Origin of the sequence: Methylobacterium sp. UNC378MF, assembly GCF_900103195.1 — a bacterium.
GTDB lineage: Bacteria > Pseudomonadota > Alphaproteobacteria > Rhizobiales > Beijerinckiaceae > Methylobacterium.
The window spans coordinates 178,532-193,416 of the sequence record NZ_FMWU01000004.1; the positions used below are offsets into that span (position 1 = coordinate 178,532).

The 14,885-nt window shown below is 65.5% G+C and carries 15 protein-coding genes and 1 tRNA gene; 6 read left to right on the forward strand and 10 right to left on the reverse strand.

Annotation, left to right across the window (positions count from 1 at the left end; translation table 11 throughout):
- Positions 1–53 precede the first annotated feature (53 nt).
- The 3 genes from BLT59_RS05965 to BLT59_RS31715 all read right to left on the reverse strand — a co-directional run bounded on the left by BLT59_RS05965 (position 54) and on the right by BLT59_RS31715 (position 3,397).
- The gene (locus BLT59_RS05965; RefSeq protein WP_244513870.1) at positions 54–968 is read right to left on the reverse strand and encodes an efflux RND transporter periplasmic adaptor subunit; all 915 of its coding nucleotides are present in this window, start codon (positions 966–968) and stop codon (positions 54–56) included.
- A gap of 94 nt (positions 969–1,062) precedes the next feature.
- Positions 1,063–2,763 (reverse strand): ATP-binding cassette domain-containing protein, encoded by a 1,701-nt coding sequence (locus tag BLT59_RS05970; RefSeq protein WP_091777466.1) that lies wholly within the window; start codon positions 2,761–2,763, stop codon positions 1,063–1,065.
- A gap of 355 nt (positions 2,764–3,118) precedes the next feature.
- A complete protein-coding gene (locus BLT59_RS31715) occupies positions 3,119–3,397 on the reverse strand; it encodes a hypothetical protein (protein ID WP_091777468.1) in 279 nt (92 codons plus the stop codon).
- A 339-nt stretch (positions 3,398–3,736) separates the two neighbouring features.
- Here BLT59_RS31715 and BLT59_RS05980 point away from each other — a divergent pair, with 339 nt between their 5' ends.
- Complete coding sequence (locus tag BLT59_RS05980) at positions 3,737–4,624, forward strand: LysR substrate-binding domain-containing protein (RefSeq protein ID WP_091777470.1); 888 nt, start codon at positions 3,737–3,739, stop codon at positions 4,622–4,624.
- 625 nt (positions 4,625–5,249) lie between these two features.
- Positions 5,250–5,483 carry a hypothetical protein gene (locus BLT59_RS05985; protein ID WP_091777472.1) on the forward strand — a complete coding sequence of 78 codons (234 nt, stop codon included), beginning with the start codon at positions 5,250–5,252 and terminating at the stop codon, positions 5,481–5,483.
- Positions 5,484–5,959: 476 nt separating this feature from the next.
- Here BLT59_RS05985 and BLT59_RS31170 read toward each other — a convergent pair whose 3' ends face one another.
- The 3 genes from BLT59_RS31170 to BLT59_RS06005 all read right to left on the reverse strand — a co-directional run bounded on the left by BLT59_RS31170 (position 5,960) and on the right by BLT59_RS06005 (position 9,241).
- Entirely contained in the window at positions 5,960–6,121 is a 162-nt protein-coding gene (locus tag BLT59_RS31170; RefSeq protein ID WP_175543938.1) for a hypothetical protein, read from the reverse strand.
- Positions 6,122–7,853: 1,732 nt separating this feature from the next.
- Positions 7,854–8,102, reverse strand: a complete 249-nt coding sequence (locus tag BLT59_RS06000) for a hypothetical protein (protein ID WP_091777476.1) — start codon at positions 8,100–8,102, stop codon at positions 7,854–7,856.
- 503 nt (positions 8,103–8,605) lie between these two features.
- On the reverse strand, positions 8,606–9,241 hold the full coding sequence (locus tag BLT59_RS06005; protein WP_091777478.1) for a hemerythrin domain-containing protein: 636 nt from the start codon (positions 9,239–9,241) through the stop codon (positions 8,606–8,608).
- A 670-nt stretch (positions 9,242–9,911) separates the two neighbouring features.
- On the opposite strand from BLT59_RS06005, the gene BLT59_RS06010 reads away from it, so the two are divergent.
- Complete coding sequence (locus tag BLT59_RS06010; RefSeq protein WP_091777480.1) at positions 9,912–10,172, forward strand: hypothetical protein; 261 nt, start codon at positions 9,912–9,914, stop codon at positions 10,170–10,172.
- Between the two features lie 209 nt (positions 10,173–10,381).
- On the opposite strand, the gene BLT59_RS06015 is transcribed toward BLT59_RS06010, so the two are convergent.
- Positions 10,382–10,744: a DUF6894 family protein gene (locus tag BLT59_RS06015; RefSeq protein WP_091777482.1), complete on the reverse strand. Its 363-nt coding sequence runs from the start codon at positions 10,742–10,744 to the stop codon at positions 10,382–10,384.
- Positions 10,745–11,026: 282 nt separating this feature from the next.
- On the opposite strand from BLT59_RS06015, the gene BLT59_RS31175 reads away from it, so the two are divergent.
- A complete protein-coding gene (locus BLT59_RS31175) occupies positions 11,027–11,182 on the forward strand; it encodes a hypothetical protein (RefSeq protein ID WP_175543939.1) in 156 nt (51 codons plus the stop codon).
- 298 nt (positions 11,183–11,480) lie between these two features.
- Positions 11,481–11,687: a hypothetical protein gene (locus BLT59_RS06020; protein WP_091777655.1), complete on the forward strand. Its 207-nt coding sequence runs from the start codon at positions 11,481–11,483 to the stop codon at positions 11,685–11,687.
- A gap of 105 nt (positions 11,688–11,792) precedes the next feature.
- Here the strand turns inward: BLT59_RS06020 and BLT59_RS06025 are convergent, their stop codons facing one another.
- The 3 genes from BLT59_RS06025 to BLT59_RS06035 all read right to left on the reverse strand — a co-directional run bounded on the left by BLT59_RS06025 (position 11,793) and on the right by BLT59_RS06035 (position 14,142).
- Positions 11,793–12,014 carry a hypothetical protein gene (locus tag BLT59_RS06025; RefSeq protein ID WP_091777484.1) on the reverse strand — a complete coding sequence of 74 codons (222 nt, stop codon included), beginning with the start codon at positions 12,012–12,014 and terminating at the stop codon, positions 11,793–11,795.
- Positions 12,015–12,117: 103 nt separating this feature from the next.
- Entirely contained in the window at positions 12,118–12,945 is an 828-nt protein-coding gene (locus BLT59_RS06030) for a cobalamin B12-binding domain-containing protein (RefSeq protein ID WP_091777486.1), read from the reverse strand.
- A 1,120-nt stretch (positions 12,946–14,065) separates the two neighbouring features.
- Positions 14,066–14,142 (reverse strand) — tRNA-Met (locus BLT59_RS06035).
- 257 nt (positions 14,143–14,399) lie between these two features.
- On the opposite strand from BLT59_RS06035, the gene BLT59_RS06040 reads away from it, so the two are divergent.
- On the forward strand, positions 14,400–14,855 hold the full coding sequence (locus tag BLT59_RS06040) for a CHRD domain-containing protein (protein WP_091777488.1): 456 nt from the start codon (positions 14,400–14,402) through the stop codon (positions 14,853–14,855).
- The last annotated feature ends 30 nt before the right edge of the window (positions 14,856–14,885 follow it).

A 14,885-nucleotide genomic window follows, 5' to 3' on the forward strand; every position in this document is an offset into this window, starting at 1 on the left:
CTCAACTGAATCGGCAACAAGCGAGCTCGGGCGAAAGAGCGCGCGACATCAGTTCATGAGCCCGGTTCCGGGCCTGACCGGCGAAACTCCAGGGGGAAATTGTTGAGGATTCGCCAGAGTTCATAGCCGGCCGATACCGTCTCCATCCGGATCCAGCCGCGCACTTTGGCCCCCAGCGGAATGAACGCGACGTCGGGCCATGCGGGTTTGCCTGGATCCTGCTCGACCAGGACCCGGAACAGGCCGCTCGTTTGCGCCGAGGGGTCGACGGCGCGCACGCGCCCGTCGAACATGCCATGGGCCACCGACGGCCAGCCGCTGAACTGAATGGCGGGCCAAGCTTCGAAGGCGAGGCGCACGGGCTGGCCAGGGTGGATCAAAGCGACGTCGCGCCCATCGACCATCAATTCCACGACGCGGGCCAGTGCCAGGGGTGCGAGGGTGGCCAGGGTATCACCGGCATTCACCAGGGTGCCGCCGGCGGCCGCATTGATGTGCAGGATCCTGCCGTCGCGCGGAGCGCGTACGAGCTGCGCCGATTGGCGGTTCACGGTCACCTCGAGCCGGCTCAGCTTAGCCTTGGCCGCGGCCAAGCGCGCGCGCTTCTCCGCCACGCGGATCTGCGCAGCCTCGAAGTTACGCCGGGTCACGAAGCCTTTCTCGGCGGCCTCGCGGGTCTGGCTGACCTGACTTTCCGCGACCTTCACCGCCTGTTCGGCCGCCGCGATCTCGGCCTCGATCTGCTCGCGCTCGGCGGCGAGCCGCTGCAGCAGGAAAGGGTCGTTGTCGACGAGGCGCGCGATCGGATCTCCCGCACGAACCCGCTGGCCATCCTCGACATACCAATGCTCGACCCGGCCCTGGACAAGCGCCGTGATCGCCTGGACGCGATCGGCCGGGTTCGGTGCGATGACGCGCCCCGCGCCAGCCGCGGTCTGGACCCAGGGTACGTACAGGAGGATCAGCACGGCAAGGCATGTCCCGAGGCCGAGCATCCAACCGAGGGCGACCGCTGCCCGAGGCGGCCTGAGGGAGCGCAGCGTCGCAAAGTGATGCAGATGTTCAGGCTGCGACAGCATGATCCCTCTCCGGCTGCGTGGCTTGATCACGCCGGCCGCCGCGGTCGGCGGCGCGCACTTGCTCGTGCGGGTCGAGCCGGATCCGGCCCTCGTGGAGCGATTGCCCAGGTCGCCGCGTGAGATGCAGCACCGTCGTGCCCGCATCGCGGAGCCGTGCGAGCGCTGCCGCCACACGGTCTGGGGGCAGCAAATCGTAGAGCGGCGACAAGACGAGAAGCTTCGGCGGGTTCAGAAGGGCGGCACCGAGCTTGAGAGCCATGATCTCGCCTGTCGAGAGCGGCCCGCCGGATGACGAGAGCGGCGTGTCGAGCCCGAGGGGCAGGCGCAGGATGCGCTCGGACAGCCCGACACGCTCCAGGCTGTCGTGAATCGCCGCCGCGCTCTCGCCGCGGGCGGTCGACAGGTAAGTGCGGATCGCTATCTCGGGGAGCATCGGACGGTCCAGGATCAGGATCCTGGAACGCAGGCTGTCCGGATCGTACGCGGCAATGTCGGCTCCGCCGATCATCACCGATCCCCGCTGCGGCCGAAGCTCCTGCCGGAGCAGCGCGAGGATCGTCCGCTCGACCTCCACATCCGCGGTCGCGGCCAGGACTTCGCCGCTTCCGACCGCGAAGTCGAAGCGATAGCCCTCTGCCTCGATGTCGCGCAGGCGCAGGGCCCCATCGGCCAGAGGCGCACCGCCTCGTCGGCCCGGGTCCTCCTGCTCGATCCCGTCGAACAGCGACAATTCGTGGAGCGCTGCGACAAGCTTGTAGAAGGTCTCCGCGTGGGAGCCCAGTTGCGAAATGCCGTAGAACGCCCCGGACAGCACGAGCTCCGCCGCCACGAGCTGGCCGAGCGACAGCTGGCCCTGCAGGATCAACCATCCGCCTATCGCCAGCAGCGCGGCGCTCGCTACGGCGTAAACCAAGAGAAATCCGACGGTCTGCGCAAAGGTGTGGCGGAAGTGGCGGCGATGCGCCCGCACATAGGCCGCCGTCATCGTCTCGGAGCGCGCCATCGCGAACCCGAGGTGATGGCCGTCTCTGTAGAAGCCGTTCGCGCAACCGACGCTCTGGAGCCAGCAGGCAGTCTCATGCTTGGCGTGGCTCAGCGCCGCGGCCGACCGGAGCGCCGGTCCAGCCCAGAGGAACCCGGTGCCGAGCAGCAGGAGGGCGACGGCGAGATTGAAGGCGAGAAAGAAGGGGTGGTAGAAGCTCGTCAGGACAAGGCCGATCCCGGATTGCAGGAGGATTGCAAAACCGCCGATCAGGAGCTGCGGCACGGCCTTCTGTACGGTGACGAGATCGAAGAAGCGATTGAACAGAGCCCTGTGCTGAACGTCGTCAACATGCGGATTCTTGGCGTGGACGGTGCGCACCGTGACGTCCGCGACGATCCTGGCGAAGACACGCCGTTCGAACAGCGCCAGCACGTGAATGCGGGCTGCGCTAAGGATCACCGCGCAGAGCAGGAGCCCGAGCAGCAGCCCGGACAGGACAAACAAGGGGGCCGGCAGCGCCGTATTCGCGACTGAATTGATCAGGATCTGGACCGAGACCGGGGTTGCAAGGCCCAGGAGCGCGACGACGCCTCCGTAGATGATCGCCAGCCAAAGGAAGCCGGCCTCCGGCTTCAGGAAGCGCGCGGTGAGCCTCCACGCTTCCGCGACGGTCAGGGGCTTGTGTCGAACCGCATTCATGGGTCGCAGGCTTTCCAAAGCAGGCCGAAGTTGCGCGCGCGGCATCACGGCTTCGGCCGGCTGCGGTGCACCGCCCTCAGGAGACGGGTCGCATGGCGAAGTCCGGCAACCCGGATCGCGCCACGGATCGGCACTCCCGAGACACAGGTCTCGGTCCGGTTGCGATCTGCCGCAGGGCGCAAAGTGGATGAAACGAACGATCCGCAGACGGCCCACGGCGGAGGCTGCAGGGACATGCCCGCCGCGGAGGGATCGGGAGGCCGGTCTGCCACGACGTCTTGGTGGGGCGGACCGGCCAGTTGTCGTCCTGTGCCGCGGAAGCGGCCGGGGAAGCGGGTGGAGGGACTCGCTTCGCTCAGCAGCGGTAGCCGCCTGATGTCTGGCCGTATTGCTGCGTCGGGAAATGCTGCTGATCAGCATTGCCCTCCTGGGCCGAGCTTCTCCGGCAGCCACCCGCGGACAGAAGCGGTGCGTCCGGGAAGGCGACCGCACCGGTCGTCAACCCGTCCCAGGTCGTGTTCGGCAGCGGACGCGACCGGGACCCGACCCATTGATCGGCGAAGGCGGCGATCGGCGCAGTCGCGCAGAGGGCGGTTGCAAGGACTAGACGCGTTGTGTTCTTCGAAAGGCTCATGGTTCGTCTCCGTTCCAATTCTTGGCGATATCGGTACGCGTGCGGATGAGACGAGTATGAACGCCGGATAGATCGACAAATCATTCCGGCTCATCCACGTAGAGGATCTGGCGACGGCCAGATCGGCGAACAACACCACCAACCCAATGGCGGTCATTGCCAAAATAAATAGGCATCCAGCAGATACCTGGCGCAAATACGCTTTAATCCCGAAGACCCATGGTTCGACTGCTCAGAAATGTGCGCTTTCTCACGCGCTGGCATCGACCCGACCCTTAATGCATCAGGCGTACAGCTGGGGTACTTGCGGGACCACCGGCGAGATTTGATGTCTCTGCCATGCCGGGTCCGCTGCTCCCCTTCGACCTCGACTTGCTGCGCACGTTCGTCGCCATCGTCGACAACGGCAGCTTCACGCGTGCGGCCCAACGACTGAGCCTGACCCAATCGACCGTGTCGCTGCAGATCAAGCGCCTGGAGGACGGTCTCGCTCGCCGCCTTTTCGACCGGGACGGCCGGGAGTTGAGAGTGACACCCGATGGCGAGATTCTTCTCACCTATGCGCGGCAGATCCTCGGGCTTGGAGCCGAGGTGCTTGCACGCTTGGTCGGGTCGGAGGTGTCGGGCGTCGTCAGGCTCGGGACGCCCGAGGATTTCGCGACCACGCACCTGTCAGAGGTGCTGGCATGTTTCGCGAGGTCCCATCCCCAGGTCGCACTTCAGGTAAATTGCGACTTCACCCTCAATCTGCTCGATGATTTCGGCAAGGGCCGCTACGATCTGATCTTGTTCAAGCGCGAGCCGCAGGGACCGACCGGCGGGACCAAGGTCTGGCGGGAAATGCTCGATTGGGTCGCCTCACCACGCCTAGTCGTGGAGACCGGGAGCCCGATTCCCCTCGTTCTCGCGCCAGCTCCCGATGTCTATCGTAAGCGCGCCCTGTCGGCGCTCGATGCCGCCGGACGCGAGTGGCGTATCGTCTACACCAGTCCGAGCTTGGCCGGATTGCAAGCTGCCGTCCAGGCCGGCCTCGGCGTGACGGTTCTGCCGACGGAGATGATCCCGGCGAACATGATTTCCGTCTCTGCCGGGCTACAGCTTCCGAAGCTGCCCGACACCGAGATCGTCCTCTATCGAGCACCCGGCCACGTCTCGCCGGCCGCCGAGCTGCTGTCCTCGACCATTGTCGCCGCCCTGGAGCAGGCCCGACCTGGCGGAAAATTTTGATTGCTGCTTTCAGGCCGGGCTGATCACCGGAAACAGCAGGCTGTGTCGAGATCGGAATCGTTTGCGATGCTGAGATCAGCCCGGCTGAGTTCGGCAAGGGTCGAGGCGAACCGAAACCGGACCGGGCCCTGGTCACCGGCATACGACCGCCCGGCCGCATCGACGCGGGTCCGTCGTCGACGAAGGCTGGTCGAGATGCGTGGGCGGGCGGGAATTCGGGAAGCCGGCCATCGATGGCGATCGAAACCGCGAGGTTTCCGGGAGCGAGCAGAAGGCCGTCCGCAAACGGGACGAGCCGGAACCTACCCGCGTTTATCGCGCCGGCATGCGTAGAGCGGCGGCCGTTCGAAACCGCCTGCTGTGTCTCTTAGTCCAGCTCGCTCCGCATGGGTCTCCCGCAGTATTGCTGCTGGGGCAGAACGAGCATGAATGCCGCCAATGTGCATCCCTTTTCCGGGTCTGTGCGTTTCAGAGACGAACAAACCGGTGTTCGGTATGTTTTCTGACACACAGGAGGGACTGATGCTCCGCGGTGGATTGCTGTGGCTTTTAGGGATTCCGCTGCCAATCATTCTGCTGTTGTGGTTCTTCGGCGTATTCCACTAGGCACGGGCGGGCTGGATTCATGCCCTACACGGTCGAAATCACAACGCCTCCGGCGCAGACCGATGGCGGCGAGCAGGCAGGGCGGATGTACCAGCTGCCGGATCCGTTCAGTACGCTGGCCGAAGCCAAGGATGCGGCCGTCACGCACATAGCGGGGCTCGGGCTCGATCCAGCCTGTGTCCTCTACAACGTGTTCGATCGCGAAGGATTCACCGTCGCATCGAATTCGCAAGAGCCAGCTGAGACCGGATGAGTTGCGGCCGCGAGCCAGCGCTCTGCGGTCTCCAGTATCCCCGCCGCGCCGATCCTCACGCGACCGCTCGAATGGGATCTCACCGGCAAGGCCCAGGGAACGAGCCTGCCCCCGCCTGTTGCGGCATGTGGCAGGTGCAGCAGCACTGTGTGCGACGCGAACGCCTCGGGTGCATCCGCGGGGCACGTTCCGCCATGGCAATGACGCGGGCAGAAAATAGGCCGCTTTGGCGGAGCGGCCCGAGGTTGTCGGAGGAATTGCCCGCCGGAAGGGCTGAAGAACCGCGACGCCGTCGCGGTTCTACACAACCGATCGAGGCGCCGACCCTGCAGCGCATAACGGCCAAAGGGGCGTGCGTGGGTGCATGGATGATGCTGCGCTTCTGCTCAGACGCGTCTTCACGCGGCAATTCAGCCACCCGCAACATCGCGCTGCTGCGATCAGGCTCGCTCACTCTGAACAACAGGCTTATGCCATCAACTGAACGAGCCGACCGCCGGCAGATCACGCTCAGCTGTGAGCCGCCGCTTGGTAATCTGGACAGGCGGGAGCCGCGCCATCGCATCTTTATAGCCGGGCGTAACGGGCGCGCGTACCGGGGCGACGTGCGTCAGGACGCGGTCCTTCGTGTTCGACATGAGGTACTCCGAGCGACACGGGGCGGGGCCCGAACGTGCGATGCAACAGATATAGGGTGCGATGCGGCAGACCGTGCGTTCGCGCCGCGTTGGTTCAGCGCCTCGTGAGACAATCGCTCATTGAGGGGAGCACCCGATGCAGATACCCCTGCTGATCGCGTCGTCTCGCCGATCGCTGGGGGTACGCCGCCGGATGCTGCCGGTTTCGTTGGGTCCTAGTACGTTCGGGTTGGGTACCCGCTGCCCTGTATGTGCACCGCTCGGGACGCCTGCAGCCGAGGCACGTCCTCGGCCAGCCCCGGTCTGATCCAGGTCCTGGGCGAGCGCGGAATAGGAGGCTGCGCCCAAAAGAGCAGCCATTGTGGCGCGAAGCCATATGCGCATGTAAAGCTCCGACAGGCCTGCATATGAAAATGGAATCCTGAAAATTAGACCGGTCAAAAACCGTGAAGTTCCTGGCGGATGGTGCGACAAATATTACTGTCTCAGAATCGTTGCCGTGAGATATTGTTGGATTTCGCACCGTCGGGGCGGCGTGCGATCGGGTCGGGAGCTTCGCTCAACCCTAGCCCCGTAAGCTCGGCCAGAACCTACAACCCGAGCGCGAAAAATCGTCTGAACCTTCGACGTCAAGAGCTATTAACCCAGATCAAGGGCGGCTCGAAGGCCGCTCATCCCCGAGATGCTCAGATCCGTATTCGGCATGCGCACCATCGCCCCGCACACCCCATCCTACGGCTCCTCGCATGACCCGGTTCTTCATGGAGTAGCCGACGGCCTGGCGGACCTTTTCCCGCTGGTCGAACAGCCAGCCCACTTTGTAGACGACCCTGATGCGACGGCTGCGCCCTCTCCCGCGCCGGAACGTGCATCAGAGGCAGAGGTCTGACCGCGCCGCTATCTCCAGGCCCGCACGCTCATGTCCGACCCCAACCTGCCTGCGCACGACCTTCGGCGCCAGAGCGGATCAACGTCCCATTAACCATCGGGGCCCAGATCTACGGGTCGGCGGATCGCGAAGGAGGCCGAGGCCTCTGAGTCACCCGTCTGTTGCCCGAGCCATCGCAGTGGAAGAGATGACAGCGACGATCCTGACCGAGAGGATGCGGGCGATGAAAGCGTTGGGCACCGCCAAGGCGTCTGCCGAGATGGTTGCCGACCATCGCGCTCGCGCGACATGGGCCGGGGCTCCAAACGCATCGCCGCGTTCGTCATGACGGCGCATCCAGCCCCGCTCTGCGAAGTGAAGGTGGATGCCGTCTGGCGCACATTCAGCCTCAACGAGGCACAATTGCACTTCCGGGACGCGATCAAGCGCTGCCCGGCGTGTCACGGTCGGGTGACCATTCTCGGCACCTATGGCCTCCAGCCGCGCCTGGCGCTCTCACACCGTCGATCGCATGACGGGTGCCCCTCGAACACACGACACTACCGAGGCGTGCAAAGTCGGCATCCGCAGCCGGTCGACTAAGTTCAGTAAGACCGCCCGACGCAAGATTGGGTCTTCTCACGCGCGCGACCACGGCCCGGCCAGGGTCGATTAGGGCATCGGCGGGATCAGGGTCACGGCCCCCCGGGACTCGATCGCGGGCGGCGACGCGCCCGGCGGTCAACACAACAGCAAGAACCCACAAGACCAGGCTGCCGCGTCGCCACGATCACCGCTGCGGCCTTAAGCACACCGCCCGCGGGCTGTCCTCTATCTAGGCGCGCGCTTGCGCGGTGCTATCAATCAGCGTTGCGGAGACGGCTCCGCGGCTGCCGCACCCGGCTCCGGCTTTGGGCCGCCGGTCGGCGGGCTGCCATGTGCGACGGCCTGAGCCACCAGCCACTCACCGAGCCTGAGCGCGGCACTCCAGTCGAAATCTGCGTAGGCATGCTCCTCGTCGCCGTGCATCGTCAGCGTGATCCCGTCCCGGCCGGCCTCAGCCTGAATGTCGCCCGAGCGAAAGCGAGCTTCCACGTGGATGCTCTCCCTCATCGCCTCACTCCCATCTCAGCCGCGCTGCCACATTGTTGCAGCCTGTCTTGTACGTCCATTCGGCGCAGGTCCAGTTATCAGGACAGGCTGTGGAGACGACATGCTCTGGATCAAGGGGGTTCGAAATCTTGACGATCACGTTCCTGCCTCGGAGGCGCGACGGAGTCCGATCGGCTCCGCGATGCGCAACGTCACGGGCAGCAACCATCCTCGGGGTTACGCGTCCCGCTGATCGAACGCCGTCTGGTCCCGGAGGACCACCCCGGCGACATCGTCACGTGTTTCAATGATTATCTCGGCCGCTGTGTAGATCGGGCTACGCTGCCTGGGTCCGAGCAGATCCTGGATGCACCGCCACCGCAACCTTGCCACCTGCGCTCCAGCATCCTGAAACCCGATGCCCGTACGGATCCTGCACCGTAAAAATAGACGCCGAGACCCGCCGCCCGCGCGCAAAGCGGGCAGCGGGCCGAGCGTGCGCTGCACCTGGCTGCAGACGAATGTCAGCGCGGCATAGAGCGGATCGCCTCGCGGGGCGTACGCTCCACGGCCTTAACGGTTCGGCTCGACTGTGATCTGGCAGAGCGTCCGCTATTCCAGACCAGGTAGCCGAGGCCGGCCGCCACCCCTGCGAGCGTCGTGATAAGAGCGACCTCGCTCGACATGACCCCGGCTGCGACACCCCGCCGACGGGACTGAAGGGCGTTCGTCTTCGCCCGCACGAAAGCCCGTGTAGCAGCCGACACCTCCTCAGGCGCGAGAAGCCTCCGGGCTGCCGGGATCAACTCATGAACGTGGCGGTGCAGATGCTGATCCACGAGGAAGGTGACATCCTCGAAGGTGTCAAGCCAACCGGCCGTCCCGGTCCTGCGGCGGGCGAGCTGCCGGAGCTGCCGCCTGAACTCCGCGTGGCCCCTGTGCAAATCCTCGATCAGCGAGCGTGTCTGACTTTCCCGGCTCAAGGGGCCGTAGAGGCTTGCCTCGAGCCCGATCGCATGCAGCTCAAGCTCGTCCATGAGATCGGCAAGCATCTGCTCCCGGCTGCCGACCGCGCGGGGATCGTTGAGAGCGTAAGGGATCTCGCGGATCAGGCCGCCGATATTTTCGTGGTCGCGCTCGATGAGCTGCCAAATGTCCATGCAGATCCTCCTTGCCGGCGGTACAACTACCAGCTTCGAACCCCCTTCTCCCGCTGAGCGTTCCTGATCGAGGCCGCGCCGGCCCGAACCGCCTCTCGGGAAGGCGCCTGCGGATGCGGCGAGGACGGGCCGAACGACCCTTCGCGATCCGTCTCGTCATCCGGCATCCACCCTCTGTTGACCCGCTTTCGGGCGGCCGTTCCCGGATCGGGATACCAAGCGCACAATCGCCCCGTGCCAGAACGGGCGACGGTTCGGCGCCACCACGGATGCGCCCCGCGCCTCGGCGATGCTGATCCGACGCCGGGCGCTCGCGATCCGCCCGTCACAGATCCGATCTTTCGGGGCCGCCATGCCTGTAAGGTGCCACGCTGGAGCGGCTGGCGCCGACCTTTCGCCGGAGCGAGCGGCAGCGCCAAGCTTGGCGGTTGCATGCTCCCGGAGCGTTCCTGGCATGCCAAGCTGATGGTCGTGAGAGTGGTCCGTCTGCGCTAGGCAGGCCCCTCTCTCCCAAGACGACCCCTCTGAGCCCGCTCGGCAGCCGCTGGAGCGGGTTCCTTTTTTTAAGCGCGCCGCCGTACCCCGCAATCGCGGCGCATGCCGATCCGGATCCAGCCGATTTCCCGGCCGCCGTGCGACCCCACGACGGCAGCAAGCCGAGACTTCACGGATGAAGACGCTTTCCCTCCTCGCCGCGGCGATGATCGTGTGTGCAGCCCCAGCGCTCGCCCAGGACGACCGGTCCGGTGACGGCTGCGAAGACCCACAGACCACTGGCGCTCTGCCCGCCCAGCTGCGCAAGCCGGCCTTCATGGGACCCGTGTCGAACAGAGTGCAGGTGACCCCACCTGAAGAAAGTTGGCAGGAGCAGGCGCAGGAAGGAGCCGAGCGACGCCGGCGGGAAGAAGCTCAGGGCTGTCCGGTGGAGTGAGGATCGGGCCAGGGTTTCACAGCATCGATCTGCGCGAGCCGGCCGGGCTGGACGAACCCAGGGCGAGCGCGTGCGGATCTGGCAGCATGATCATCGAGCCGAGCGCGCCGGTCCGAGTGGTGTTCAAGCGCGGCTCGGGCCGCCGCACCGAGGCCGGCCAGGTCCGGGGTTTGCCCTTCTGGGCGTGCGCCAGGACGGGCGCAGGCCGGTCAGCGACCGACTTCCTTGGCGCGCGTGACCGCGTGCTCCTCGCGGAGCGCCTTGATCAGGCCGGCTGAGCGCGCGAGCTGAACTGCGGCTGCCGCCTGTGCTGCCCCGAAGGACGGAACGGGCCTGCGCGCGCGACCCGGAATCTCTGAGAACGGCACTTCGATCAGCAACGCGTCGCTGTCGTCCGAGAGCTGGAAGGCTTGGCGAGCGGAGTTCACCGTCATGCGGACCCGTTCGGCGTCGATCTCCGGACCAGTGTGGCGGGCCTCAGGATAGGCCGCTTCGGGGCTGGGGAACTCCAATCCCGAGCTGTCCCGTTCCAGTTTCTTCGGCCCGCGCAGATGAAAGTGGAACCACGGCATCGGCTGCTCACTTTGAAACAGCCGCCTGTGGCAGAACTGCGCGGATGAGTTCCGACCGCCGCCGTCGCTTGGTCGATGGATAGTTCATCGGCCGTGCAGGTCGCCGAACCAGCGCGCTTCTTTCGCCCTGCCGAAGATCTGTTGCGCGAGATCCCGAGCACCCGCCGATCCATCGGCTGGGCTACAACACCCGGCTCGTATTAGCGCCCGCTCCAGGAAGACCCATATAGGGAGCATCCCTCCGCGCAATCCTGTGCCTTGGGCCACGAAGCAGAGGCCGAGATGGCACGCGAACTCACGACCGGCAAAGCGCAGGCTGTCACGCCTGAGGATTTCAACGCGCGTGTGAAGCGCCTCCTCGCCGACAAGCCGGATCCGCGGAAGGCGGAGCCGAGGACGAGGGGCTTCAAGAACAGCAAGCCGCCGGCGAACGACTGAGGCATCGCCGTCCGGTCCATCCCATGGGACCGGGCGGCCATATTTTCGCGGCGCGCCCGGTCCGCCCCAACCAGATCGCGTCGCTGGGCAAGAGTCGGACTGGGACCCGCCTTTCCGCTCGACCAGGCTGACGGAACGCCAGACAGTTTGTATTTCGGCTGCGTAGGTCCGAGGGCGGAGCTTCGTCATCTCGCGCGGCGCCACACCGGAGCGATCGCCGCGCGCCGATGATGAGATTGGCAGCGCTGGCGGGTGCAGGTGGCTGGCATCGTCCGGACAAGACTGGCATAGCATGGCGATGACCGACAAAGTTCCCCATCCCTATTCCATCGAGGTCTCGCCGCTGGCTAAACCGGAGGGCCACTTCCAGTGGGCAATCCGCAAGAGCGGCAAGCTGATCGAGCGGTCCGACCGGCCGCATCGCAGCGAGGCGAAGGCCTTCGAGAGCGCGATGGAAGCCGTTGAGCGAGCCTTGAAGCCGGGCGCCGACGGCGGACGCCGCTGAGCGCGGACGCCGTCAATCCAGGTCGACCGGGCAGACCTTCCATATGGACGTGATTCGTTTCGGGGCGGCGGCGAGCAGGCACGCCGCACGCCCCCGCGTCGCTGCCTATGACTTCACCGCAGTCAGTTCGGCCAGGGCGAGATCGATCGCCTGGACGAGCCGCGTGGTGGCCTCAGCGACGGCAGGATCCGGCGTCATCGCGATGACCGCATGCTGCAGGGTGCGGAACTGTTCAAGACGAGCAGCCGGATCGAGCCCTCGAGCAACCGCTGATTGCACGAGCCCCTGGATAAATTCGCGTGCGAGATGCTCGTCGAAATCCCGCAATGTCCTCAACTCCGCGGGCCACTAGCAACTGCCCCTCGCACGCTCGGCCCGCGTGGCGACGCCCGCCGGCCAGCGCGCCAGGATTAACGAGAAACCGGCCCTGTCAGCGCGCGAACAGGGCCTCCGCGATCTTAACAGCAGAGCGCCCGTCCTCGGCTACGGCATCCGCGCCGACCACTGTCGCACAGGCAGGCTCCCGCAGGAACTTCGGACCACCAACCATAACACGAACGCCTGCGTTGCAGGACGCCACGCGCAGCTTACCCACCAGATCGGTCAAAGCCGGCAGGAGCGCATCGCAAGACAGCGAGATACCGATCAGATCGAATCGTTCGGTCCGGACCAGGGCAGCGGGATCCCCATCCTCTCCACTCGACAAAACGACGCTCCAGCCTGCTTCGCGGAAGAAACTAGCCACGAGCGCGAGGCTGAAGAGGTGGGTCTCTCCAGGGGAGGGCATCAGCAAAACGCGGCGTCCGTTCGCCGGCACGTCCACACCTTCCAGGCGGGTGCACAACGCGCGGGTGAGGCTTTGCAGACGGCCAAGCGCGACAGCGACATCGAGGAAGTTGGCTTCATCCTCCTCCCAGAGCCGTCCGAGGTGACGCGCGGCTGGGGCAAACAGGTCGAGCAGGAGAGCCTCCAACGTGAGATCCTCCTCCAGGAGTGCGCGAACCCACTCTCCGTCGGGATCGCTCCCTATCAGAGCCTGAGCGAAGGCGACGACGCGTTCAGGCGAGGGCGCTTTTGATGCCGGTGCGCGCTGCCCCTCTTGGTGTGCGAGTACGAGGCGCGGAAGGATCTCAGCCTCGATGACCCTGGCGAGGCCGGCATGGATGTATGCCATGTTGCGCCAAGCCGTTGCCTGGCCAGGGTGATAGCGCCGGTCGAGGCTCGCACTTGCACCGTCGAACCCAGCCGCATCCAGCATCGGAAGCCTCCAACTGCTGACGCACTATAGATCTTTGCATGACGGCAATGCAACTTGGGTTACGAATTATAACGCCACTTCGCAGCTCTAGCTTTCGGCCCCGGCCGGGCGTCCGTATCGACACGGCTCGCTCGGCCTCGCGCGTTGCGACCGCGCGCCAGTGGGGGATCTTGGTGAGCGCGTGCGAGCTTCACCACCGACTCGGGAATTTGACACTTCTGAAAGCTTTGCGATCCGCAATTGACGTCTGGCGCCAGTATAGTCCGATCACAGATAACCTGCTTCAGCAGTTCTGAGACGCTGTGATTTCCAGCTCAACCGATCGGCTTCCGCCATCGTCGGAATGAGAGTGGCGGTCGAGCCTTCGGCGCGCCGCCTGAGTCAGGGCGAGTCCCGTGCCGCGCTGCGCCGCGAGGATTCGCAATCGTGCGAGGCAGCCTCACGGACAGAATGCAGGTTCGTCGCGCGAGGCCCCTCGGGCGGCCTGTGAAGCGGGGACAGTGGGATCGTCAGGTGCCGGGTGCGCCTGGTACAGGGCAGGCGCGGTCTGCCGCGCCTTGGCGGGCGCCTGCAGACGATCAACGAGCTGGTTCGTTTTGAAGCGACCGACGAATATTCCTTGCGCGCGGCTCGGCTCAGCCAAGACGATCAACGCAGAGAAGCCGCTCCCTGGGGAACGGCTTCGAAGCTCGTCAGAGGCAGATGAGCGAGGCTCAAGCGGCCTGAAGATTGCCCAGTCAACCCGTTCGGCGCAATACGCGTTCTTACGCGCAGGAGCCCTGGGAACGGGGCAGCCGTTCTTATGATGATCGGCATCGCTCAGATGGTCGGCTCATGCCGGAGCGCGATCGAAGCCGCCGCGCAGGGCCTTCAGCAGCGGCGCTGCCGTGAAGGATCCGGCCCATCGCGCCACCCTCGCAGCATGGCGCTCAATCGTACGAGCAGACCGCGGGATCAAACACCTGGAAGTGCGCCAGGATTCTCCGTGCGCCCCTAGCAAACCATTACGCCGGCACGACAATTTTTTAGGCTACGCTGTTCCAGGACTTCAAGCCGAATCCCACAGAGAGCAAGGCAAACAAAAAGCCCCGCACAATGCTTGGCGGGGCTTCTAGAACTTTGGTAGCGAGGGAGGGATTTGAACCCCCGACACAAGGATTATGATTCCTCTGCTCTAACCAGCTGAGCTACCCCGCCCCATGCCGCGCGTCCGCAGGGACGATGCGTGCAACGGCGGCGGTATAGGGAGAGCGGACGCACCGTGTCAACGGTTCTGCGTGCGCAAATCGCGCATCCGTACCAGGCGCGATTGAGGTCCAGCCGATCGCGGGAGGGAAAGGCCCGGCTGTCACCGGAATCGACCGGTGCCGATGCCCGGGCCGTGCCGGGCTCGTCTGAGCCCGCTACGCTGCGGCGCGGGCCGCCCGACGGCCCGTCAGATCGTGGAGCGTTCGATGACAGCGCGTATGAGCCATCGCTGGAGCACCAGCCTCGTCGCCCTTCTCGCCCTCGGAGTGCCGCTCGTCGCAGGCCCGGCAATCGCGGCCAGTGAAGGGGTCACCTATCGTGCAGCCCTCAACGGGAGCAGCGAAGTCCCGGCCACCACGTCCCCCGGCACGGGCGAGATCACCGCGACCTTCGATCCCGGCACGAAGCGCCTCAGCTGGTCGGGCCGATACAGCAATCTCTCCGGCCCGGTCACGGCCGCCCATTTTCACGGCCCGGCCAAAGCCGGCGAGAATGCCGGCGTGCTCGTTCCGGTGACGGCGGCGAGCAGCCCCTTCTCCGGCGAAGCCACACTCGATGAGACCAAGGCTGCCGATCTCGCCGCCGGCAAAATCTACTTCAATCTCCACACCGCCGCGAACCCGAAGGGTGAACTCCGCGGCCAGCTGGAGCGCGCACCCTGATCCGGACAGGCGAGAAGCCTCGACGTTCGC

Coding starts and splice junctions, on each gene's coding strand:
- BLT59_RS06020 (WP_091777655.1), top strand. CDS start 11,481: ATGACCGACAAAGTTCCCCATCCCTATTCCATCGAGGTCTCGCCGCTG.
- BLT59_RS05970 (WP_091777466.1), bottom strand. CDS start 2,763: ATGAATGCGGTTCGACACAAGCCCCTGACCGTCGCGGAAGCGTGGAGG.
- BLT59_RS05980 (WP_091777470.1), top strand. CDS start 3,737: ATGCCGGGTCCGCTGCTCCCCTTCGACCTCGACTTGCTGCGCACGTTC.
- BLT59_RS06000 (WP_091777476.1), bottom strand. CDS start 8,102: ATGAGGGAGAGCATCCACGTGGAAGCTCGCTTTCGCTCGGGCGACATT.
- BLT59_RS06005 (WP_091777478.1), bottom strand. CDS start 9,241: ATGGACATTTGGCAGCTCATCGAGCGCGACCACGAAAATATCGGCGGC.
- BLT59_RS06010 (WP_091777480.1), top strand. CDS start 9,912: ATGAAGACGCTTTCCCTCCTCGCCGCGGCGATGATCGTGTGTGCAGCC.
- BLT59_RS31175 (WP_175543939.1), top strand. CDS start 11,027: ATGGCACGCGAACTCACGACCGGCAAAGCGCAGGCTGTCACGCCTGAG.
- BLT59_RS06015 (WP_091777482.1), bottom strand. CDS start 10,744: ATGCCGTGGTTCCACTTTCATCTGCGCGGGCCGAAGAAACTGGAACGG.
- BLT59_RS06040 (WP_091777488.1), top strand. CDS start 14,400: ATGACAGCGCGTATGAGCCATCGCTGGAGCACCAGCCTCGTCGCCCTT.
- BLT59_RS06030 (WP_091777486.1), bottom strand. CDS start 12,945: ATGCTGGATGCGGCTGGGTTCGACGGTGCAAGTGCGAGCCTCGACCGG.
- BLT59_RS31170 (WP_175543938.1), bottom strand. CDS start 6,121: ATGTCGAACACGAAGGACCGCGTCCTGACGCACGTCGCCCCGGTACGC.
- BLT59_RS05985 (WP_091777472.1), top strand. CDS start 5,250: ATGCCCTACACGGTCGAAATCACAACGCCTCCGGCGCAGACCGATGGC.
- BLT59_RS31715 (WP_091777468.1), bottom strand. CDS start 3,397: ATGAGCCTTTCGAAGAACACAACGCGTCTAGTCCTTGCAACCGCCCTC.